18 protein-coding genes are annotated in these 20,304 nt (G+C 68.2%); 8 read left to right on the plus strand and 10 right to left on the minus strand.

Annotated features, from left to right (window positions below; all coding sequences use genetic code 11):
• Positions 1-116: 116 nt before the first annotated feature.
• The 4 genes from ACJ4V0_RS12250 (at position 117) to ACJ4V0_RS12265 (ending at position 4,179) form a co-directional block, all read left to right on the plus strand.
• Positions 117-1,856 (plus strand): NAD+ synthase, encoded by a 1,740-nt coding sequence (locus ACJ4V0_RS12250; RefSeq protein ID WP_448299856.1) that lies wholly within the window; start codon positions 117-119, stop codon positions 1,854-1,856.
• A gap of 75 nt (positions 1,857-1,931) precedes the next feature.
• Entirely contained in the window at positions 1,932-2,639 is a 708-nt protein-coding gene (gene rpiA / locus ACJ4V0_RS12255) for a ribose-5-phosphate isomerase RpiA (protein ID WP_448299857.1), read from the plus strand.
• Between the two features lie 49 nt (positions 2,640-2,688).
• Entirely contained in the window at positions 2,689-3,240 is a 552-nt protein-coding gene (locus ACJ4V0_RS12260; RefSeq protein ID WP_448299858.1) for a DUF2059 domain-containing protein, read from the plus strand.
• A 204-nt stretch (positions 3,241-3,444) separates the two neighbouring features.
• Positions 3,445-4,179 carry an EAL domain-containing protein gene (locus tag ACJ4V0_RS12265; protein WP_448300029.1) on the plus strand — a complete coding sequence of 245 codons (735 nt, stop codon included), beginning with the start codon at positions 3,445-3,447 and terminating at the stop codon, positions 4,177-4,179.
• A gap of 139 nt (positions 4,180-4,318) precedes the next feature.
• Here ACJ4V0_RS12265 and ACJ4V0_RS12270 read toward each other — a convergent pair whose 3' ends face one another.
• The 4 genes from ACJ4V0_RS12270 to ACJ4V0_RS12285 form a co-directional block, all read right to left on the minus strand.
• A complete protein-coding gene (locus ACJ4V0_RS12270) occupies positions 4,319-5,824 on the minus strand; it encodes a tripartite tricarboxylate transporter permease (RefSeq protein WP_448299859.1) in 1,506 nt (501 codons plus the stop codon).
• Positions 5,825-5,830: 6 nt separating this feature from the next.
• A complete protein-coding gene (locus tag ACJ4V0_RS12275; RefSeq protein WP_448299860.1) occupies positions 5,831-6,304 on the minus strand; it encodes a tripartite tricarboxylate transporter TctB family protein in 474 nt (157 codons plus the stop codon).
• The gene (locus ACJ4V0_RS12280) at positions 6,304-7,281 is read right to left on the minus strand and encodes a Bug family tripartite tricarboxylate transporter substrate binding protein (protein WP_448299861.1); all 978 of its coding nucleotides are present in this window, start codon (positions 7,279-7,281) and stop codon (positions 6,304-6,306) included. The genes ACJ4V0_RS12275 and ACJ4V0_RS12280 overlap by 1 nt, the downstream gene beginning before the upstream one ends.
• Positions 7,282-7,373: 92 nt before the next feature.
• Positions 7,374-8,477 carry a hypothetical protein gene (locus tag ACJ4V0_RS12285; protein ID WP_448299862.1) on the minus strand — a complete coding sequence of 368 codons (1,104 nt, stop codon included), beginning with the start codon at positions 8,475-8,477 and terminating at the stop codon, positions 7,374-7,376.
• A 189-nt stretch (positions 8,478-8,666) separates the two neighbouring features.
• On the opposite strand from ACJ4V0_RS12285, the gene gor reads away from it, so the two are divergent.
• Positions 8,667-10,052 carry a glutathione-disulfide reductase gene (gor, locus tag ACJ4V0_RS12290; RefSeq protein ID WP_448299863.1) on the plus strand — a complete coding sequence of 462 codons (1,386 nt, stop codon included), beginning with the start codon at positions 8,667-8,669 and terminating at the stop codon, positions 10,050-10,052.
• A gap of 197 nt (positions 10,053-10,249) precedes the next feature.
• Positions 10,250-11,590, plus strand: coding sequence for a protoglobin domain-containing protein (locus ACJ4V0_RS12295; RefSeq protein WP_448299864.1), 1,341 nt, complete (start codon positions 10,250-10,252; stop codon positions 11,588-11,590).
• A 17-nt stretch (positions 11,591-11,607) separates the two neighbouring features.
• On the opposite strand, the gene ACJ4V0_RS12300 is transcribed toward ACJ4V0_RS12295, so the two are convergent.
• Both ACJ4V0_RS12300 and ACJ4V0_RS12305 read right to left on the minus strand, forming a co-directional pair.
• Positions 11,608-11,958 carry an SH3 domain-containing protein gene (locus ACJ4V0_RS12300; RefSeq protein WP_448299865.1) on the minus strand — a complete coding sequence of 117 codons (351 nt, stop codon included), beginning with the start codon at positions 11,956-11,958 and terminating at the stop codon, positions 11,608-11,610.
• Between the two features lie 127 nt (positions 11,959-12,085).
• Positions 12,086-14,542, minus strand: a complete 2,457-nt coding sequence (locus ACJ4V0_RS12305) for a penicillin acylase family protein (RefSeq protein ID WP_448299866.1) — start codon at positions 14,540-14,542, stop codon at positions 12,086-12,088.
• A 113-nt stretch (positions 14,543-14,655) separates the two neighbouring features.
• Between ACJ4V0_RS12305 and ACJ4V0_RS12310 the strand changes: the two genes are divergently transcribed.
• Positions 14,656-14,820 carry a hypothetical protein gene (locus tag ACJ4V0_RS12310; RefSeq protein WP_448299867.1) on the plus strand — a complete coding sequence of 55 codons (165 nt, stop codon included), beginning with the start codon at positions 14,656-14,658 and terminating at the stop codon, positions 14,818-14,820.
• A 4-nt stretch (positions 14,821-14,824) separates the two neighbouring features.
• On the opposite strand, the gene ACJ4V0_RS12315 is transcribed toward ACJ4V0_RS12310, so the two are convergent.
• Positions 14,825-15,727, minus strand: coding sequence for a 50S ribosomal protein L11 methyltransferase (locus tag ACJ4V0_RS12315; RefSeq protein ID WP_448300030.1), 903 nt, complete (start codon positions 15,725-15,727; stop codon positions 14,825-14,827).
• A 226-nt stretch (positions 15,728-15,953) separates the two neighbouring features.
• Between ACJ4V0_RS12315 and ACJ4V0_RS12320 the strand changes: the two genes are divergently transcribed.
• Positions 15,954-17,018: a methyl-accepting chemotaxis protein gene (locus ACJ4V0_RS12320; protein WP_448299868.1), complete on the plus strand. Its 1,065-nt coding sequence runs from the start codon at positions 15,954-15,956 to the stop codon at positions 17,016-17,018.
• A gap of 13 nt (positions 17,019-17,031) precedes the next feature.
• On the opposite strand, the gene ACJ4V0_RS12325 is transcribed toward ACJ4V0_RS12320, so the two are convergent.
• The 3 genes from ACJ4V0_RS12325 to ACJ4V0_RS12335 all read right to left on the minus strand — a co-directional run bounded on the left by ACJ4V0_RS12325 (position 17,032) and on the right by ACJ4V0_RS12335 (position 20,164).
• Positions 17,032-17,328, minus strand: a complete 297-nt coding sequence (locus ACJ4V0_RS12325; RefSeq protein ID WP_448299869.1) for a type II toxin-antitoxin system HicB family antitoxin — start codon at positions 17,326-17,328, stop codon at positions 17,032-17,034.
• 19 nt (positions 17,329-17,347) lie between these two features.
• Positions 17,348-17,545: a type II toxin-antitoxin system HicA family toxin gene (locus ACJ4V0_RS12330; RefSeq protein WP_448299870.1), complete on the minus strand. Its 198-nt coding sequence runs from the start codon at positions 17,543-17,545 to the stop codon at positions 17,348-17,350.
• 183 nt (positions 17,546-17,728) lie between these two features.
• Positions 17,729-20,164, minus strand: a complete 2,436-nt coding sequence (locus tag ACJ4V0_RS12335) for an ATP-dependent helicase (RefSeq protein ID WP_448299871.1) — start codon at positions 20,162-20,164, stop codon at positions 17,729-17,731.
• Positions 20,165-20,304 lie beyond the last annotated feature (140 nt).

Genomic DNA, 20,304 nt, shown 5'->3' on the forward strand with positions numbered 1-20,304 from the left:
ACGAAGCGTGCACCGGTGAATCGGGACCTGATCTCCGGGGCACCCCTGCGCGCCGTGACGGCCACCCCGGCCAACGCCGCATTGAGAACGCCGGGGCCGCGCGCTACATCTGCCTCATGACCCAGTCGCCCTCCTCGCTGCTCATCGCCGTCGCCCAGCTCAATCCCGTCATGGGCGATGTCGCCGGCAACCTCGCGAAAGCCCGCGCGGCCCGCGCCGATGCTGCCGTGGCCGGCGCAGACCTCATCGTCTTCTCCGAGCTCTTCCTGTCGGGCTATCCCCCGGAGGATCTCGTGCTGAAGCCGGCCTTCCAGGCCGCCTGCCGCCAGGCGACCGAGGCCTTCGCCAGGGACACGGCGGATGGCGGACCTGCCGTGCTGGTCACGACCCCCTGGGCCGAGGACGGGCGCGTCTTCAACGCCGTGGTGCATGCCGACGCCGGACTGATCCAGGCGATCCGCTTCAAGGTCGACCTCCCGAACTATTCGGTCTTCGACGAAAAGAGGGTCTTCGCTCCCGGCCCCCTTCCCGGCCCGGTCAACGTGCGCGGCGTGCGCATCGGCGTGCCCATCTGCGAGGACATCTGGGACGAGGAGGTGGTCGAGACCCTGTCGGAAACAGGCGCCGAGTTGCTGATCGTCCCCAACGGATCGCCCTATCGCGAGACCGTCTATGACGAGCGCATGAGCACCATCGTCGCCCGCATCACCGAGAGCGGGCTCCCCCTGATCTACGTCAACCAGATCGGCGGGCAGGACGAACTCGTCTTCGACGGCGCCTCGCTGGCGGTCAACGCCGACCGCTCGCTCGCTATGCAGCTTCCCGCCTTCGCCGAGACCATCGCCTTCGTGAAGGCGACGAAGGAGAGCGGAACGTGGCGCCTGTCCGGTCCCGTCCATTCCCATGATGGCGGCGACGAGGCCAACTATGCCGCCTGTGTGCTGGGCCTGCGCGACTATGTCGAGAAGAACCGCTTTCCCGGCGTGGTCCTCGGTCTGTCCGGCGGCATCGATTCCGCCATCTGCGCCGCCATGGCGGTTGATGCCCTGGGGCCCGAGCGCGTTCACTGCGTCATGCTGCCCTACAAGTTCACGTCGGAGGACTCGCTGAAGGATGCCTTCGACTGCGCGCGGGCGCTCGGCGTGCGCTACGACACCCTTCCGATCGCCGCGGCGGTCGAGGGGCTGGAGGCGACCCTCGCCCCGTTGTTCAAGGGAACCAGCCGCGATATCACCGAGGAGAACCTGCAGAGCCGCGCCCGCGGCACCATCCTCATGTCCATTTCCAACAAGTTCGGCGCCATGGTGGTGACCACCGGCAACAAGAGCGAGATGTCAGTCGGCTACGCCACCATCTATGGCGACATGAATGGCGGCTATAATCCAGTGAAGGACCTCTACAAGTCCGAGGTCTTCCGCCTGTCGGCGCTGCGCAACCGCTGGAAGCCGGCCGGTGCGCTTGGCCCCGACGGCGAGGTCATTCCGGTGAACATCATCGTCAAGCCACCGACCGCCGAGCTGCGCGAGAACCAGAAGGACCAGGACTCCCTGCCGCCCTACGACGTACTCGACGCCATTCTCGAGCGCCTCGTCGAGAAGGAGGCCTCGATCGCCTCCATCGTCGCGGAAGGCTACGACCTCGACACCGTGAAGAAGGTCGAGCGCCTGCTCGCCATCGCCGAATACAAGCGCCGACAGGCAGCTCCCGGCGTCAAGGTCACCGCGCGCAACTTCGGCCGCGACCGCCGCTATCCGATCGTCAACCGCTTCCGCGACAGCGGCGAACCGCTACCGGCGCCGGACATGACGGTGGTCAACCCCACCGCCATGCCGAAGCTCGATGTGGTCGACTTCTGATCCCACGGCGCCAAACGACTCGACCTGGCACGCCCGCCGGGCTATCCGGCACCGAACATCACGCCGAGCCCTGACATGACCGACCCGGAAGCCCTCAAGCGCGACGCCGCCGCCAAGGCCCTGACCTTCGTCGAGGACGGCATGCGCCTCGGTCTCGGCACGGGCTCGACCGCAAAGCACTTCGTCGACCTCCTCGCCGAGCGCGTGAAGGCCGGCCTGAGGGTCGTCGGCGTTCCCACCTCCGAGGTGACCCGCGCCCAGGCCGAGCGGCTCGGCGTGCCGCTGACGACGCTGGACGAGACGCCGGAACTCGACATCACCATCGACGGCGCCGACGAGATCGACCCCGACCTCAACCTGATCAAGGGCGGCGGCGGGGCGCTGCTGCGCGAGAAGATCGTCGCAGCGGCCTCCGCGCGGATGATCGTCATCGCTGACGCTTCCAAGCGCGTTGAGGCCCTCGGCCGCTTCCCGCTACCGATCGAGGTGAATGCTTTCGGCCTCGCTGCCACCGAGCGTGCGATCGCCCGGGTGCTCGATGCCTGCGGCTGCCCGGGTCCCCTGACGTTGCGCCGCAAGGCCGACGGCCATGTTTTCGTCACGGACGGCGGTCACATGATCCTCGATGCGGCCTGCGCGCGGATTCCCGATCCCCCGACGCTCGGCTCCCGCCTTCATTCCGTGCCCGGTGTGGTCGAGCACGGCCTGTTCATCGGTCTGGCGTCGTTCGCGATCATCGCTTCCCCTGGAGGCGCAGAGGTCGTAGGACGTGTCGGACATTAGAGCCGCTTCGGCCAGGCGCGGCCGCAAGACTTCCCGAGGAGTGATCCCGATGTTCGCCCGTTCGTTCGCAGCAGCCCTTGCCGCCTGCGCCCTGATGGCTGTGCCCGCATCCGCGCAGCAGCAGCGCGCCCCGGCTCCGCTGGCACAGGCAGCCCCGGTCCCGCAGGTCGCCGCCCCCATGCCGCCGGCCGATCACGTTGCCCTCGCCCGTCAGGTCGTCGAACTCTCCGGCGCCTCCTCGTCCTTCGAGAACGTCATCCCGGCCTTCGTCGAGCAGGCCAAGTCGCTGTTCCTGCCGACCAACCCCGATCTCGGACGTCAGTTCAACGAGGTCGGCGATGTTCTGAAGGCGGAGTTCCAGCCGCGCGTCAACGAGTTGATCCAGGGCATCGCCGTGGCCTATGCCCAGCGCTTCACCGTGGATGAGCTTCGCCGCATCCAGGCCTTCTACCAGTCCGCCGAGGGCCAGAAGCTGGTGCGCACCATCCCCTCCATCATGGAGGAGACCTTCGGCCGCTCGCAGCAGTGGAGCCAGGCCGTGACGCGCGACATCGTCGCCCGCTTCCGCGAGGAATTCGCCAAGCGCGGCATCCGCCTCTGAGGCCTGACAGCCCTCACCATTTCAGCTCGATCAAGCGCCGGCCTCGTGCCGGCGTTTTCTTGTTTGCGGGACCGTTGCTTCCTGATCCCCTGGCCCCCTGGGCCACTCACGCCCTCGGGCAGCATTCCCACGCGTCGAAGAGTTGGCGAAACTCTTAAGACACAGACGATAATCTGGGCGTTGCATCATTGTGCGAGCGTTCTGATGAAATGTGTCGGCTGCCAGGGCCCCAACGGGTTCGCGTTCGAGTTCTCAATGGCTTTCCAGCCGATTGTCCATGCGGCGACGGGCCAGATATTCGCCTACGAGGCCCTGGTAAGGGGCGCGAAGGGTGAGCCGGCCGCAACCGTGCTCAGCGCTGTCAATGTAACCAATCGCTATGCCTTCGATCAACAGTGCAGGGTGCGGGCCATCGAACTGGCGGCGCGACGCGCGCCCGATGCGGCGCGGCTGTCGATCAACTTCATGCCCAATGCGGTCTACGAGCCGCGCGCCTGCATCCGCCTCACCCTGGAAACCGCGGAACGCGTCGGCTTTCCCTTGAGCCGCATCATCTTCGAGTTCACGGAGAACGAGAAGATCGACACCGCGCACCTCCTGAACATCGTCAAAACCTACAAGGAGATCGGCTTCGCGACGGCGATCGACGATTTCGGCGCGGGCCATTCCGGACTGAATCTGCTGGCGAAATTTCAGCCGGATATCGTCAAGCTCGACATGGAGCTCATTCGCGACATCGACACCGACAGGTCGAAGCGCATCGTGGTGCGCCACACGCTGGCCATGCTGGAAGACCTCGGGATCACCACCCTTTGCGAAGGCGTCGAGACGCTGGGCGAACTTGCCGCGCTGCGCGATCTGGGCGTCGAGCTGATCCAGGGCTATGTGCTGGCCCGGCCCGCCTTCGAGCAGTTCGAGACGCCGCGCCTCGCAAGCTGAACCCGGAGCGCGCGTCCGGCCGCCCCATCAGCCATTCTGCCACGCCTCTGGTGTATTCGGCGGGACGCCGGCTGCTCTCGGCACCCCCGGCGCGCCGGCCAGAGCGTCCGCGACGAATGGAGGCTGCGTCCCGGCGGCCTCAGTCCTCGTCGGACTTCAGAGACCAGCCGAGCCGCTTCCACAGCAGCGGGCCCAGAAGGGCGATCATCGCGACGACGATCAGCGTCGCCGAGATCGGGCTCTGCAGCAGCACCATCGGGTCGCCATTGTTGATCTGCAGCGCGCGCCTGAGCTGCGTCTCGGCCATGGGGCCGAGGATCATGCCGACCACGACGGGAGCGACGGGATAGTCGAAGCGTCGCATGGCGAAGGCGAGGAGGCCGAGGACGAGCACCAGGGTCAGCTCCACCAGCGACCCCTTGGCCGCCAGCACGCCGACGGTGGCGAAGACGAGGATGCCGCCATAGAGCCAGGGCCGCGGGATCGACAGCAGCTTCACCCACAATCCGATCAGCGGCAGGTTGAGGATGATCAGCATCGTATTGGCGATGAACAGCGAGGCGATGAGACCCCAGACGATATCGGCCGAGGTGATGAAGAGCAGCGGGCCGGGCTGGAGATTGTACTGCTGGAAGCCGGCCAGCATGATCGCCGCTGTCGCGGAGGTCGGGATGCCGAGGGTCAGCAGCGGCACCAGCGTGCCGGCGGCTGAGGCGTTGTTGGCCGCCTCCGGTCCGGCGACGCCCTCGATGGCGCCGTGGCCGAATTCCTCAGGGTGCTTCGACAACCTCTTCTCGGTGGCATAAGACAGGAAGGTCGGCACCTCTGCGCCGCCGGCCGGCAGCGCACCGATGGGAAAGCCGAAGGCGGTGCCGCGCAGCCAGGGCAGCCACGACCGCTTCCAGTCCTCCGCCGTCATCCACAGCGAGCCGCGAATCTGCTCGATGCGGCCCTGGACGGCCGCGCCCTTCTGCGACGCCACCGCCATGGCCTCGCCGACGGCGAACATGGCGACCGCGACGGTCGTCACCTCCAGTCCGTCGAGGAGGTCGGGAATGCCGAAGGCCAGCCGGGCCTGACCGGTAAGCTTGTCGATGCCGACTAGGCCGAGCGTCAGGCCGATGGCGAGCGAGGTCAGTCCACGCAGGCGCGACGAGCCGAAGGTCGCCGACACCGTGACGAAGGCCACCAGCATCAGCGCGAAATAGTCCTCCGGCCCGAAGGCGATGGCGACCTCGGCGAGGAGCGGGGCGAAGACGGTCAGAAGGGCGGTCGCGATCGTGCCGGCGACGAAGGAGCCGATGGCCGCGGTCGCGAGGGCTGCACCGCCCCGGCCGGCGCGGGCCATCTTGTTGCCCTCCAGCGCCGTGACGATGGAGGCGCTTTCTCCCGGCGTGTTGAGCAGGATCGACGTGGTCGATCCGCCATACATGCCGCCGTAGTAGATGCCGGCGAACATGATGAGGGACCCCGCCGGGTCCATCTTGAAGGTGATCGGCAGGAGCAGGGCCACCGTCATGGCCGGGCCGATGCCCGGCAGCACGCCCACCGCCGTCCCGAGCAGAACCCCGATCAGCGCGAACAGGAGGTTCATCGGCTGGATGGCGATGGTCAGGCCATTGCCGAGCAGGGACAGGGTTTCCATCGCCGTTCAGAGCCAGCTTTCGGTGAAGCCTGATGGCAGGGTCAGCCCCAGCAGCCGCACGAAGAAGAGATAGACGGCAAGGCCCATGGCGGCGCCGATGGCGAGATCGACATGCGCCCGCCGCGAGCCGAAAGCGCGGGCGGTGGCCGCGAAGAGCAGCGCGCAGGCCGGTACGAAGCCGGCCGTCTTGATGAGCAGGATCATCACCGCCAGCCCGCCTGCGATCCAGGCGACGGCGGTCCAGTCGGCCTCCTCGCGCGGCGGGAAACCGCCCCGGAGGCCGGCGAACACCGTCATCCCGCCGAACAGCAGCAGGAGCGCGCCGACGAGGAAGGGCATCATCTGGGGCCCGAGCGTCTGGTTGCCGAAGCTGGCGCGCAGGGCCCAGGACTGCCAGACGACGACCGCCGCGACGGCGACGAGACCGAGGCCGATGGCGATCACCGGCCGGTCGGGTGCGGAACGACCACCCGCCTCCATCACGCGCTCACCAGGCCAAGCTCGCGCAGCACGCCGGACACGCGGGCGATCTCCTCCTTCAGGAAGGCCTCGAAGGCCTCGCCCCCCAGATAGGTGTCCTGCCATCCCTTGGCGGCGAGCTGGTCCGCCCAGGCCTTGGACTTCGCCATCTTCTCCACGACTTCGGCAAGGCCCGCCCTCTGGGCCGGGCTGATGCCCGGCGCCGCGAAGACGCTGCGCCAGTTCTGCAGCACCAGCGTAACGCCCTGTTCGGCCAGCGTCGGCCCGGCCAGGCCCGGCGTGCCCTGCGGGGCGGTGAGGCCGATCCAGCGCATGCGCCGGCCCTTGACGTGCTGCTCGAACTCGCTGCCGCCGCCGACACCGACCGTCACGCGACCCGACAGGATGGCGGCCAGCGCCTCGCCGCCGCCGGAATGGGCGATGTAGTTGACCTTCGAGCCGTCGGCTCCGGCGAGCCCGGCAAACATCGCCGCTGTGATGTGGTCGACGCCGCCGGCCGAGCCGCCGCCCCAACTCACCTTGGTGACGTCGGCCTTGAGCGCTGCGACGAGATCCTGAACCGACTTGATCGGCGAGTTCTGGGCGACGACCAGCGCCTGCCATTCGCCGGTCAGCCGGGCGATCGGCGTGACCGCGTCGAGCGTCACCGGTGCCTTGTTCATCAGGATGGCGCCCACCATGACGAAGCCGGAAACCATCAGGGCGGTCGGATCGCCGCGCGCGCCGTTGACGAACTGGGCGATGCCGATGGTGCCGCCGGCGCCTGCGACGTTGGTGACCTGGGCCGAGCGGACGATCCGCTCGGTGGTCAGCACGCCCTGCATGACGCGGGCCGTCTGGTCCCAGCCCCCGCCGGGGGCGGCAGGCGCCAGGATCTTCAGCTCGGCAGGGGCCTGCGCCCAGGACGAGCCACCGGCGGCCACGGACAGAATGGCGGTGCCGAGCGCGACGGCCTCGCGCCGGGTGAGTGTGGTCATGGGGCGTCCTCCTGACGTCGTTTGAGGAGGACTTTGGCACTGCTCGGGTCATGCCGCCATAGCGGCAATTGCGGACCTTACTCCGGCCCCGGTCATTCCAGGCGGAGGTGCGCACGCCCGCCGCCGAACAGGGCTCCGATGACGACGCCCAGCGAATGGCACCAGGCCACCCAGCGGACCCGGCCCACCGTGCCGGGCGGCAGGTCCTGCGCGCGGGGATGGCGGGCGAGAACCTCGGCGATGTCGCGCATCCGCCCGCCGAGAACCCACCGCACCGAGTCCAGCACGGCCACCCGCGGATTGTCGGCATGGCGCCGCAGCGAACTGCCGAAGACGAGACCGTTGTCGAAGACGTGTGTCGACGCTTCCCAGAACGAGGTGCGCTGGATGTGGTTGATCGGAAAGCCGTTGTTCACCGGCATCGGCCGTCCGAGCACGAAGCTCTCGTACTCGAAGACGCGGAAATCGCGCGTCCCGACGATATCGCGCCGGAAGACCGTGGTGGCGACGGTACCTGTCAGTTCGGACGCATCGCTGGGGTGCCAGTGACGATAGAAGTTGAACAGAAAGTTCGCCCAGTGCCACGGCTCGGTGGAATCGAGGTTGGCGGCGGTCCCCGTGATGGCGAGTTGCTCCGGCGGGGTCCCGTCGATCGCCGCCAGGAGCCCGTCGAGCCACTCATCGGTGGGCACGGAATGATCCTCGATCGAGACGATCCAGGCGGCCTCCTTCATGAGGCCCGGCAGCTTCGCCCTGAGTTGGAAGACACTCTGGCCCGGAATGACGACGAGTTCGAGGTCGTCCCGGACAGGGAAGGGACGCGGGTCCTCCTGCCCCGAAACGACGGTCATGACCACCCGGCCACCGATCCGCGGCGCCAGCAGCGACACCGCGGCCTCGGATTTCGACCAGGGATCGCCGCTGACGATGAAGATGTGCAGATCGTACGGGCGCGTCTCCGCCGGCCAGAGCGTGGTGGCCTCGGCGGCGTTGTCGGCATCGCGTCGCGCGTCGCGGAAGCGATTGCGGTATTCGACCGACTGCGTCAGGGCCTCAGCCAGCGTCCGGGGGTCCTCCGGCAGGCCGGCGAGTTCGCCCTCCGCCGGCGCGCGGCCGAGCAGGGCTTTGAACAGGTGTTCGGAACGCGCGGCGCCCGGCGTTCCGCTTTGATCGGCCCGTTCCAGCGCCTGTGTCACGTGTGCTCCCGTGTCCTGCAACCGCTGACCATGGCGCGCCGGGTCGCAGGGTGCAACGCGGGCGGGGCGCGGCGTCTCGCCGCCCCTCGCGCGTTTGTGTCGCCAACGGCCTGTGATAATCGCTTGCGCCTGCCCATCTCTCCGGCGCGGCCGTTCCGCACCGAAAGCCTGCTTGCCAAGGATGTCCCGATGACCTTCGACGTCGACCTCTTCGTGATCGGTGGCGGCTCGGGCGGCGTCCGGGCAGCCCGCATCGCGGCGACCCATGGTGCGAAGGTGATGCTGGCGGAGGAGTACCGCATGGGCGGCACCTGCGTGATCCGCGGCTGCGTTCCGAAGAAGCTGATGGTCTATGCCTCGCAGTATCACGAGCATTTCGAGGACGCGGCGGGCTTCGGCTGGACGGTCGGGCCGGCACGCTTCGACTGGCCGACCTTCATCGCTGCCAAGGACAGGGAGATCGCCCGCCTCGAAGGCATCTATGGGGCGAACCTTACCAAGGCGGGCGTCGAGATCACCGCCCAGCGGGCGACGGTCGCCGGCCCCAACAGCGTGCGCCTCACCGACGGCCGCACCGTCTCGGCGCGGCATATCCTCATCGCGACGGGGGCGCGCCCCTCCACCGACGACGCCCTGCCCGGGCGCGAACTCGCCATCTCATCCAACGAGGTCTTTCACCTGCCGGAACAGCCGAAGCGGATCGTCATCGCCGGCGGCGGCTATATCGCCGTCGAGTTCGCCGGGGTCTTCGCGGGCCTCGGCTCCGAGGTGACCCTCGTCTATCGCGGCGAAAAGATCCTGCGCGGCTTCGACGAGGACCTGCGCGATCACCTGATGGCCGAATATGCGAAGAAGGGCATCCGGTTGGTGATGAACGAGACCTTCACCGGCATCACCCGGTCGGAGACCGGATTGACCGTCGCATTCAGGAACGGCCATGCGCCCATCGAGGCCGACCAGGTCCTGATGGCGATCGGCCGCAAGCCGAACACGGCGGGCCTCGGCCTCGAGGCGGCCGGCGTGGCACTCGGCGCCGACGGCCAGATCATCGTCGACGAGGAGAGCCGCACCTCCGTGCCGTCCATCCATGCGGTCGGCGACGTTACCGACCGGGCCAACCTGACGCCCGTCGCGATCCGCGAGGGACATGCCTTCGCCGACACGGTGTTCGGCGGCCGGCGCTGGGTCGCCGACCATGCGATCATTCCGACCGCGGTCTTTTCCGAGCCGGAGATCGGAACGGTCGGCCTTTCGGAGGAACAGGCTCGGCTGTCGGGATGCGCCCTGGACATCTACAAGGCGTCGTTCCGGCCGATGAAGCATACGATCTCCGGCCGCGACACGCGCATGCTGATGAAGCTGGTGGTCGATGGGGAGACCGACCGCGTCCTCGGCGTGCACATCTGCGGCCCGGACGCAGGTGAAATGATCCAGCTCGCCGGGATCGCCGTCAGGATGGGCGCGACAAAGGCCGACTTCGACGCGACCATGGCGGTGCATCCGACCGCCGCGGAGGAGTTGGTGACCATGCGCACGCCGACCGCGCGGCTCCCGAAGCCCGCCGGGGCGGCCTGACCCTGCACTGGACCGCATGCTGACGGCGGAATGATCGTGGGGGACATCCCGCAGCCATGACAATTCGCATGTCAGGGCTGCACAATATTGTTATGCCCGTTAACGCACATTCAATGCTGCGCCGCAAATGATCGGTCGGACCATGGGACTACGGTCCTCCCCCCCCCCGCAAACCCGATCGTTCGAGAGCTCCATTGATGACCCCTGTGTGCGACCCGTCGCTGGCCGATCGCCTTCTCTTCCACGGCCTTGAGGGCTCTCTGCGTCTGGAGCTTGCAAAGGCGCTTGACGAACTGCGGGACAATCTCGACCCGATCTTCAAGGGCTTCTACGCCCATGTGACGTCGGTGCCGAAGCTCGCCGCCATGGTCGGCGAGCAGACGCCGAGGCTCGTCGGCGCCCAGAAGCGCCATTGGGAGAACCTCTTCAGCGGGCGTTTCGACTCCGCCTATCTGCAGGGGGCGCGGACGATCGGCCAGGTCCATCATCGCATCGGCCTCGAGCCGTCCTGGTACATCGGCGGCTACTCTTTCGTCCTGCGCCAGATGCAGGCGATCCTCGTGCGGCGCCACCGGCTGCGTCCCGCCACCGCGGCGCGGCGCGTCCAGGCCGTCACCGCCGCCGTCATGCTCGACATGGACATCGCCATCTCGCTGTACCAGGAGATCCTGGTCGAGGAGCGGATGCGGCGCGGCGAACAGCTGGCCGCGCGCACCGCAACCTTCTCCGAGCAGGTGAAACAGAGGCTCACCCTGTCGGAGACGGCCAACGACAGGCTGCTCGCCTGCACCACGGCTCTCGGTCAGGTCACGGTTCGCTCGACCTCCGCCACCGACGACGTCTCGGCCGCGACGCGCATGACGGTCGCCAATGTCCAGGCCGGCGCCAGCGCCGTCGAGCAACTGTCGCAATCGGTCGGCGAGATCGGCCAGCAGGCGACCCTTTCCGCCGAGGTCGCCCGCCGCGCGACGCTCGATGCGACCGAAGCCAGCCAGTCGATCGCCGATCTCGCGACGCGGGCCGACGAGATCGGCAAGGTGGTGGAACTCATCGGCTCCATTGCCAGCCAGACCAATCTGCTCGCGCTCAATGCCACCATCGAGGCTGCCCGCGCCGGCGAGGCCGGGCGCGGCTTTGCGGTCGTGGCGCAGGAGGTCAAGCAACTCGCCACCCAGACGACCCGCGCGACCACCGATATCTCCACCAGCATCGGGCTGATGCAGGACGCCACCCGCGCGACGGTGCAGCGGATCGGTGCCATCTCGCAGGTCATCGAGGAGATCAACAGGACCACCGGTTCCATCGCCTCGGCGGTCGAGGAGCAGGGCGCGGCCACGGCCAGCCTGACCGCGATGATGCGCGACACCTCGCATCACAGCGCGGCCGCCAGCGCCAGCATCGAGGCACTGGGCGGTGTCGGCGCGGATGTCGAGGCGACCACGCAGTCGCTCGCCGCGGCGCGCGACGCGCTGGCGGGCCAGTTGAAGGGCCTGTCCGAGGAGATCGACGCCTTCATCACGGCCGCCGCGGCGGCCTGAGGCGCAGTCCCGGGCCGTCAGCCGCAATCGCCGATGAGGCGCTGCGCGACCCAGCCGACGCGGCCCGTCCGGTACTGCGGGTCAGCCGGCTGGTAGAGTTCGCCGTCGGGCCAGTACATCACCTGCGTCCAGGCCCCCGAGCGGATGATCTCGCCCTGGTTGCGGGCGCGCAGGTGGACATTGTGGCCGGTCTTCATCCGGGCGAGCAGCCGCGCATCGGGCGATGGGCCGGCGCGCAGCGCCGCGAAGCCGTCGGAGGTCGGCAGGACTTCGCAGACCGCGTTCAGGGCGAGCGCCGGGCCGGTGGCAAGCCCGAGGCAGAGAAGCGATGCAGCCAGCAGGCCGGTGCGTGCGGAGCGGCGGTTCATCGGAGTATCCCCCTCAAGGTCGATCGATGCGACCCGATACCCCGCCGATCCTGCCATCCCGTCGCGCCCGCAGCAGCCGTCTGTTTCCCGCGTCTCTGCCGTGTTGCAGCGGGAGCCGGCCTGCCGCTCAGCGCGGCACGATGGTCAGCGTGCCGATGGCCTCCCGCTCGATGTCGGCGCGTCGCGTGCGCATCGGCAGGAACTCGACCTTCGCCCAGCGTTCCGCGAGATTGCGATAGAAGCGCGACGTTGGCAGGCCGGACTGGCCGGTCGAGTGGATGAACAGCGAGCGCTCCGGATCAGCCATGTCATAGATCGCCCTGAGCGAGGCCGCGTGGCGGGATACGAAGGGCTCGGCGGCATTGCGGATCGTGTGGCGGTTGACGTTAACGGTGTAGGTGTCGCCGGGGACCGGGACTCTCACGTCAAAGAACCGTGCCAGCGCCGCCACCCTCGCAAAGGGTCGATGCTCGGAGCGGGCATCATGCGCGACGCCCCAGCGCCAGCTTCGCCAGTCGGCGCCGTAGCGTCTCTCGAGGTCCTCAAGCGCCAGATCGAGCGCGCGCGACACCAGCGCGTCGCAGATGCCGGAGGCTCCGGCGGTGCGGGCATTGCCGCACCAGGCGCCCTGCCCGTCCCTGTCGGTGAGCACCGCCATCATGAAGACCTGGCGCTGGTCCCAGTAGGCCGCGAAGAGGTCGGGACCGAGTTCGTCGGCATAGACGAGCCGCGTCAGTTCGCGGACCCAGGCCGTCGCGACCAGCGGCTCGGGACGATCCGCCGCCATGGTCCCGTCGAAGGCGGCAAGAGCCGCCAGCACGGCCTTTACACGCTCCGGCGTCTGCCGCCCCCGCCCGGCTTCCGCCTTTTCGTGTGCCTTCAGCAGCAGCGGCAGCATCTCGCGCACGGCACCGGAGCGGGCATCGGCCTGCAGGGCGCGGAACGTATCGACCGAATGCCGTTCCCGCGCGCCCAGGAGTTCCGCGATGCGGTTCGCCCGGTGCGGCGTCGCCCATTCCGAGGTGATGTGGTGCGGATAGCCCTCCGGCGTGATCCGCTCGTTGGCGGTGATCCGGTAGCCGCGCGCCGGGTTGAACTCCTGCGGCAGTTCCTCGAAGGGAACATAGCCCGCCCAGTCGTAGCGCGCGTCCCAGCCGGGCGCAGGGAACAGGCCTTTCAGGTCGTTCTCCGGTTTGCGGATGGGGACGCGGCCGGCCGCGATGAAGCCGATATTGCCCTCGATGTCGGCATAGACGATGTTCTGCTGCGGCGCGTCGTAGTGGCGGGCGGCGGCGAGGAACTCCGTCCAGTTGCGCGCCCGGTTGAGGCGGGCGAAGGCCTGGACCGTCAGGTTGTCGGGGCTCAGCGCCGTCCATTGCAGCGCCAGGGCATGGCCTTCGGGCGCCGCCGCGGTGGCCCCGCGCGAAGCGCCGTCGGAGATCACCGGACCATGCCGTGAGATGCGCACGGTGAGCACCTCGTCGGGTGCGCCGCGCACCCGGATGACCTCGCGCACCGTGTCGAACCGTGCCCAGCCGTCGGGCGTGCGGTAGCGGAACGGATCGGCCGGATCGACCTGCTCGATGAACAGGTCCTGCACGTCGGGGCCGGTATTGGTGAAGCCCCAGGCGATGTGCTGGTTGCGGCCGAGGACCGCGCCCGGAACGCCCGGCAGGGTGGCGCCGATGACCGTTCCCGCCGGCGAGGTCAGGCGGGCGAAATACCAGAGCGCCGGCGCCGACAGGCCGAGATGGGGATCATTGGCGAGCAGCGGCTTGCCCGTCTCCGAACGCGCCCCGGACACCACCCAGTTGTTGGAGCCGACACCTTCCAGGCCGAGGTCGAAGGCCCGGATCAGGCTGCCGGTGCGCGCCGCCTGCGACTTCAGCGAGCGGTAGAGGGCGAGATAGTCGGGCAGCGCCGGCCAGCTTTCACCGGGATAAGGCGGCAGGAACTCGCCGATGCGCGCCATCGGCAGGCCAGCCTGGGCGAGCCGCAACCGCGTCAGCTCCGCATTGAGATTGCCGCCGAGATCGAGCGCCATCATCAGCGACCAGCCGATGGAATCGATGGGCGACCAGGGCTCCGGCGCCGACGCGCGCAGGATCTGAAACTCCGGCGGAAGGGGTGCGGAGCGCGTCGTCAGATAGGCGTTCACCCCGCGCGCATAGGCGGCGAGCAACACCCGCGTCTCGGCCTCCAGATTGGAAAAGATCGCCTCCGCGGCGCGACGGATGCCGATGGTGCGCAGGAACCGGTCGGTCTCCAGACCCGGCGCGCCGACAACCTCGGCGAGGCGGCCGTCGGCGATGCGGCGGTTCATCTCCATCTGCCAGAGACGGTCCTGCGCATGGACGAAGCCGAGCGCGGCGGTGGCATCCACCTCGCTGGCCGCGAAGATGTGCGGCACGCCCTCGCGATCGCGGACGATTTCCACCGGCCGCTCGAACCCCGGCAGGGTCAGCGAGCCGGCGACCTGCGGCTCGACCGCGCGCACATACCAGACGGCAAGGCCCGCTGCCGCCGCGAGAACGACGACAAGGGTGACGAGCGACCATTTCAGAAGGCGGCGAACGAGGCGCATGAACCGGGATCCGATGGAAGGCCGGGGAGTTGATCACCCGGGCGGGATGCGGGCAAGGTGGCCAGGCAACGAAGCGTGGCGCCCGCGCAGCACTGCCGGGAAGGGAAATCATCATGGCCGACAATGACGACGAGGCCGCGGTCGAGCGGGTGGCCAGGCGGATCTTCGAGCTGCAGAACCCCGGCAAGCCCTGGCCGGGCGACGGTCAGGCGAAGACCAGCGAGCAGGAGCGCTACCGGGCGCTGGCGAAGAGGGAGCTCGGCGCGAAGGAGAGCTGAGGTTTCAGCGCCCGCGGCGCATGGTGAGCGTCACCCAGCCCTCGATCTCCTCGCGCATGACGAGCCGCAGGCCCCGGTCACGATAGGCGGAGACGACGAGATTGGCATGCGGCGGGATGATCCCCGACAGGACCACCGTGCCGCCGGGTGCCACAAGCCGGACGAGATCGCTCGCGAGCCCCACCAGCGGCCGCGGCAGGATGTTGGCGAGGATCAGGTCATAGGGCGCGCCGTTGCGGAAGCGTCCATCCTTCAGCCCCGCCGCGTGGATGACCCGCACATAGGTTCGTGCCCTGTTGAGCACCGCGTTCTCATGCGCGGCGATCACCGAGATCCGGTCGATGTCGGACGCCAGAACCGGCACCCGGTGGCGCAGCCCCGCGGCGATGGCGAGAACGCCCGTGCCGGTCCCCACATCGAGCGGCCGGAAGGCGCGGCCCACCTTGGCGAGCCTGTCGATGGCCCGCAGGCAACCGAGCGTCGTGCCGTGATGGCCGGTGCCAAAGGCGAGCGCCGCCTCGATCTCGATGGGGATGGCGTTGGCCGCCACCTTGTCGCGGTCATGCGAGCCGAAGACGGTGAAGCGGCCGGCCTGAACCGGCTTCAGCCCGTCGAGCGAGGTGCGCACCCAGTCGCGCGACTCGATCGCGTGGAAGGTGACGCAGGCCGCCACCGCCTCGCCCGCCGTGGCGCGGACGAGCGAGCGCACGTGTTCCTCGTCGGGCGCCTCGCGGAAGAAGACCTCGACGAGCCAGATCTTGCCGTCGGGCGCCTCGAAGGCCGCGACCGCCGTCTCGGCCGGGTCGAACATCTCGCCGATGAGGTCGCCGACCTTGCGCGCCGCGCGCTCCGACGTCTCGAGGCGCATGAGGTGGGTGGGTGACACGGGGTGAAGTCCTTCGAGCATGCGGCGTGATAGCCGCACGATGGCCTCCTGTCACGTGAGAGCGCGAGGGGGTGGCGTTCGGGATGGACCTAACTCTACGGCAACCCTGAGCGACAACGAGATGCACAAATTGTATGCAAAGATAAATTATCACATGACTTCAATCTATTAGACAGAAATCGCGGTGCCTCGCATTAACCGGATCGTAACCGTGATTTTCCACCTTCGGCGACAGGAGAGCCTGTCCATGACCGCCCTTGCACACACCGCCGCCGATTCCGCCGCAGCCCCTTCGCTCGACACGATCCTCGCCGCCACGCGGGCGGTGAAGGGCACGACCGGCACCAAGATCGAGGAGATCCACAAGATCACCAACGGCCTGCGCATGCTGGCGCTGAATGCTCTCATCGAATCGGCGCGGGCTGGCGAGAACGGGCGGGGATTCTCGGTCGTCGCCGCCGAGGTGCGTGAAATCTCGTCCCGTGTCGGCGGTATCGCCCAGCAGTTCTCGGCGGAACTTGGCCGACAGATCGACGCGCTGGAGGCGATGACCCTCGCGATGAGCACGCAAGCCGCCGGCCAGCGGCTGATGGACCTCGCCCTCAACGCCATCGAGCTGATGGACCGCAACCTCTATGAGCGCACCTGCGACGTCCGCTGGTGGGCCACCGACTCCGCCGTCGTCGAGGCCCTATCGGACGCTTCGGCTGACCATCTCGTCCATGCCTCACAGCGCCTCGGGGTGATCCTCGGCGCCTACACGGTTTATCTCGACCTCTGGCTGTGCGACCGCGAGGGACGCTTGGTGGCGAGCGGACGGCCGGACCGCTTCGACGTCGCGGGGCAGTGCGTCCGCCACGAGCCGTGGTTCACCCGCGCCATGGCGCTTGCCAGCGGCGACGACTACGCGGTGGCCGACATCGCCTGCTCGGGTCCGCTCGCCGATGCGCAGGTTGCGACCTATGCCACCGCCGTGCGTGCCGGCGGCGCCACCCACGGCGCACCTCTCGGCGTGCTGGCCGTCCATTTCGACTGGGAGCCCCAGGCGCGCGCCATCGTTGAGGGCGTCCGGCTGTCGGAGGAGGAAGCAGGCCGCAGCCGCGTCATGCTGGTGGATGCGCGCAGGCGCATCATCGCCAGTTCCGACGGCCGCGGCGTGCTGACCGAGACGCTGGCCCTTGACACAGGTGGCCGGAAGGCAGGCTTCGGCACGGAGCGCGACGGCACCACGACGGCCTTCCACCTGACGCCGGGCTACGAGACCTATGGCGGGCTCGGCTGGTATGGCGTCATCCAGCAAAAGAAGCGTTAGACGTCGGCCGAGGCTACTCGGCCGCGACGCGGTGCGCCGGCGGATCGAAGGGCACGATCAGCAGCATGCCGCCCTCGGCGGCCTCATTGAATTCCGGATCGGCGCGGAGCTGATCGATGCTCCTCGGCGCGGGAAAGGGTCTGCCCTGCAGCTCTTCCCAATCCTCGGCGGCGAAGGCGATCGCTTCCGCCGCATTGGCCACCGCCTCGTCGATCGTATCTCCCGCGGAAAACGCTCCCGGCACGTCCGGAAACTGGACGCCATAGCAACTGTCGGGGTCCTTGTGGACGATGGCGATATAGCTCGGCATGACGCAGACGAGGTTCTGATTACCGCTCGCGGGGCCAGCCCGCCTGTCGATAGATGGAATACACCGTTCCAAGCGGCAAGTCTCGCTTCGAGTGAGGGACCGTCACCATCCGGCGCAGGCCATCGTGAAAGAACTTGTGATGCGAGCCCTTGACCGCGCGCAGGACATAGCCCTCGCGTTCGAGGCGGCGGATCATGTCGCGGCTGTCGCGGAGCATGGCGTCGGCATCCGAATCAATTGAACCCGACAGGAAGATTATGCGTAGCCGTTCCGCTGTGCGCGACTTCCAGAAGATTCCGCGAACTATCCCCAGGTTCAGGAGGCGGAGTACAAGAATATCCACCGCTCTCCCTTGACGCCCGCCCCAAGACTGAGCGTCGACTCGCAGCGACCGTTTCGCTCACGCCGCCTGGACGAAACTGTCCACCACCTTCTTCTCGCCGGCCTTGTCGAACTGCACCGTGAGCTTGTTGCCCTCGGCCGCGAGCACGTCGCCATAGCCGAACTTCAGGTGGAACACGCGGTCGCCGGGCTGGTAGCGCGAGGGCTCGCCCGTCGACTTGGCGACGAGGTCTCCATCGATCGTGCGCCCGCCTCCCAAGCGATCCGTCAGCCGCCCCTGGAAGCCGCCGCGCCCCTCGGCGAAGGTCGAGCCGAAGGCCTGGCTGCCGGTGCGGCCGGTGAAGCGCGCCTGCGCCTCGTTGAGCGACCGCTGTGCCTGGGCCCGCTGCCAGCCGGGCGTCGCATAGGTGGATGAGAAGCTTTCCACCTTGTCGAACCGGCTCTGGCCGAAGCCGCCGCGGCCCATGCCGCCATAGCCGGACGTGCCGAGGCCCTCCGAAATCTCGACATGCTCGGGCGGCAGGTCGTTGACGAAGCGGCTCGGCACCGTCGACTGCCACAGGCCGTGGATGCGCCGGTTGCCGGCAAAATAGATCTTCGCCCGCCGCCGCGCACGCGTGATGCCGACATAGGCGAGCCGCCGCTCCTCCTCGAGGCCTGCGCGACCGTTCTCGTCGAGCGAGCGCTGGTGTGGAAACAGGCCCTCCTCCCAGCCGGGAAGGAACACCGTCTCGAACTCGAGACCCTTGGCCGAGTGCAGCGTCATGATGGAGACGGCGTCCTCGGTCTCGCCCTCGCCGCGCGCCTCCGTGACGAGGGCGATGTGCTCAAGGAAACCGGCAAGGTTCTCGAACTCCTCCATCGAGCGGACGAGCTCCTTGAGGTTCTCGAGGCGCCCGGCGCCTTCCGCGGTCTTGTCCTTCTGCCACATCTCCGTGTAGCCGCTCTCGTCCAGCACGAGCTGGGCGAGCTCGGCATGGGGCATGGCCTCGATCTGTCCGGCCCAGCGGTCGAAATTGTCGATCAGGCCCTTCAGCGCATGCCGCGCCTTCGGCTTCATCTCCTCGGTCTCGGTGAGCGTGCGGGCGGCCTGCATGAGCGGCACACCCTGCGCACGCGCGTGGTCGTGGAGTTGCTGGAGCGTCGCATCGCCCAGCCCCCTTTTCGGGGTGTTGACGATGCGCTCGAAGGCGAGGTCGTCGGAGCTCTGGACGACGCAGCGCAGATAGGCCAGCGCGTCGCGGATCTCGAGGCGCTCGTAGAAGCGCGGTCCGCCGATGACGCGATAGGGCAGGCCGATGGTGATGAAGCGGTCCTCGAACTCGCGCATCTGGAACGATGCGCGCACCAGGATGGCGGTCTCGTTCAGCGCATGGCCCTGCCGCTGCAACTGCTCCAGCTCCTCGCCGACGGAGCGGGCCTCCTCCTCCGAATCCCAGACGGAGGTCAGCGTCGGCTTCTCGCCGTCCTCGCCGTCGGTGAACAGCGTCTTGCCCAGCCGCCCCTCGTTGTGGGCGATGAGATGGGCGGCAGCGGCGAGGATATGGCCGGTGGAGCGGTAGTTGCGCTCCAGACGGATGACCGTAGCGCCGGGAAAGTCCTTGTCGAAGCGCAGGATGTTGTCGACCTCGGCGCCACGCCAACCATAGATCGACTGGTCGTCGTCGCCGACGCAGCAGATGTTCTGCGGCCGGCCCTCCTGCCGCTGGGCGAGAAGCCGCAGCCACAGATACTGCGCGACGTTGGTGTCCTGGTACTCGTCGACCAGGATGAACTTGAACTTGCGCTGATACTCGGCCAGCACGCCCGGATTGTCGCGGAAGAGGCGGATGACCTCCAGCAGCAGATCGCCGAAATCGACGGCGTTCAGCACCTTCAGGCGCGCCTGGTAATCGGCATAGAGCTTGAGGCCGAGGCCGTTGGCATAGGCCGCCGCCTCGCCCGCCGGCACCTTGTCCGGGGTGAGCGCCCGGTTCTTCCAGCCGTCGATAGCGGAGGCCAGCACGCGAGCCGGCCAACGCTTTTCGTCGATGTCTTCGGCCTGGATGAGCTGCTTCAGGAGACGAATCTGGTCATCGGTATCGAGGATGGTGAAGCCGGGCTTCAGGCCGACGAGTTCGGCATGGCGGCGCAGGATCTTGACCCCGGTGGCGTGGAAGGTGCCGAGCCAGGGCATGCCCTCCACGGCCTCGCCAACCAGATGGGCGATGCGCTCCTTCATCTCGCGCGCCGCCTTGTTGGTGAAGGTGACGGCGAGGATCTCGGAAGGGAAGGCGCGGCGCTGGTTGAGGATATGGGCGATGCGGGTTGTCAGCACACGCGTCTTGCCGGTGCCCGCACCCGCCAGCACCAGCACCGGTCCGTCGAGTGTCTCCACCGCGGCCTGCTGTTCCGGGTTGAGGCCCGCCAGATAGCTGGCCGCGGCCTGGTTGCCGCGCGCCGCCATGGCGCGTTCGGCAAGGCTCGGCTGTCGCGGGGCGGCGGGGTCGGTCATGGGCGGGAAATGTTCCGATTCGGTTCTCCCCAAAATGGGGTGTCCCGCGGACAAAGCCAACCCGCCGGGGGGATCGGGCACAGCGTTGCAGCCGTTGCTGTCAGTCGGCGCGTGTAGCCCCGCTCGGAACGAAAAAGGCC

The organism is Phreatobacter aquiterrae, from assembly GCF_053471285.1.

Excerpts from the sequence above, each read along its gene's own strand:
- ACJ4V0_RS12250 (WP_448299856.1), top strand. The coding sequence starts at position 117 with ATGACCCAGTCGCCCTCCTCGCTGCTCATCGCCGTCGCCCAGCTCAAT.
- rpiA (WP_448299857.1), top strand. The coding sequence starts at position 1,932 with ATGACCGACCCGGAAGCCCTCAAGCGCGACGCCGCCGCCAAGGCCCTG.
- ACJ4V0_RS12260 (WP_448299858.1), top strand. The coding sequence starts at position 2,689 with ATGTTCGCCCGTTCGTTCGCAGCAGCCCTTGCCGCCTGCGCCCTGATG.
- ACJ4V0_RS12265 (WP_448300029.1), top strand. The coding sequence starts at position 3,445 with ATGAAATGTGTCGGCTGCCAGGGCCCCAACGGGTTCGCGTTCGAGTTC.
- ACJ4V0_RS12270 (WP_448299859.1), bottom strand. The coding sequence starts at position 5,824 with ATGGAAACCCTGTCCCTGCTCGGCAATGGCCTGACCATCGCCATCCAG.
- ACJ4V0_RS12275 (WP_448299860.1), bottom strand. The coding sequence starts at position 6,304 with ATGGAGGCGGGTGGTCGTTCCGCACCCGACCGGCCGGTGATCGCCATC.
- ACJ4V0_RS12280 (WP_448299861.1), bottom strand. The coding sequence starts at position 7,281 with ATGACCACACTCACCCGGCGCGAGGCCGTCGCGCTCGGCACCGCCATT.
- gor (WP_448299863.1), top strand. The coding sequence starts at position 8,667 with ATGACCTTCGACGTCGACCTCTTCGTGATCGGTGGCGGCTCGGGCGGC.
- ACJ4V0_RS12295 (WP_448299864.1), top strand. The coding sequence starts at position 10,250 with ATGACCCCTGTGTGCGACCCGTCGCTGGCCGATCGCCTTCTCTTCCAC.
- ACJ4V0_RS12300 (WP_448299865.1), bottom strand. The coding sequence starts at position 11,958 with ATGAACCGCCGCTCCGCACGCACCGGCCTGCTGGCTGCATCGCTTCTC.
- ACJ4V0_RS12305 (WP_448299866.1), bottom strand. The coding sequence starts at position 14,542 with ATGCGCCTCGTTCGCCGCCTTCTGAAATGGTCGCTCGTCACCCTTGTC.
- ACJ4V0_RS12310 (WP_448299867.1), top strand. The coding sequence starts at position 14,656 with ATGGCCGACAATGACGACGAGGCCGCGGTCGAGCGGGTGGCCAGGCGG.
- ACJ4V0_RS12315 (WP_448300030.1), bottom strand. The coding sequence starts at position 15,727 with ATGCTCGAAGGACTTCACCCCGTGTCACCCACCCACCTCATGCGCCTC.
- ACJ4V0_RS12320 (WP_448299868.1), top strand. The coding sequence starts at position 15,954 with ATGACCGCCCTTGCACACACCGCCGCCGATTCCGCCGCAGCCCCTTCG.
- ACJ4V0_RS12325 (WP_448299869.1), bottom strand. The coding sequence starts at position 17,328 with ATGCCGAGCTATATCGCCATCGTCCACAAGGACCCCGACAGTTGCTAT.
- ACJ4V0_RS12330 (WP_448299870.1), bottom strand. The coding sequence starts at position 17,545 with ATGCTCCGCGACAGCCGCGACATGATCCGCCGCCTCGAACGCGAGGGC.
- ACJ4V0_RS12335 (WP_448299871.1), bottom strand. The coding sequence starts at position 20,164 with ATGACCGACCCCGCCGCCCCGCGACAGCCGAGCCTTGCCGAACGCGCC.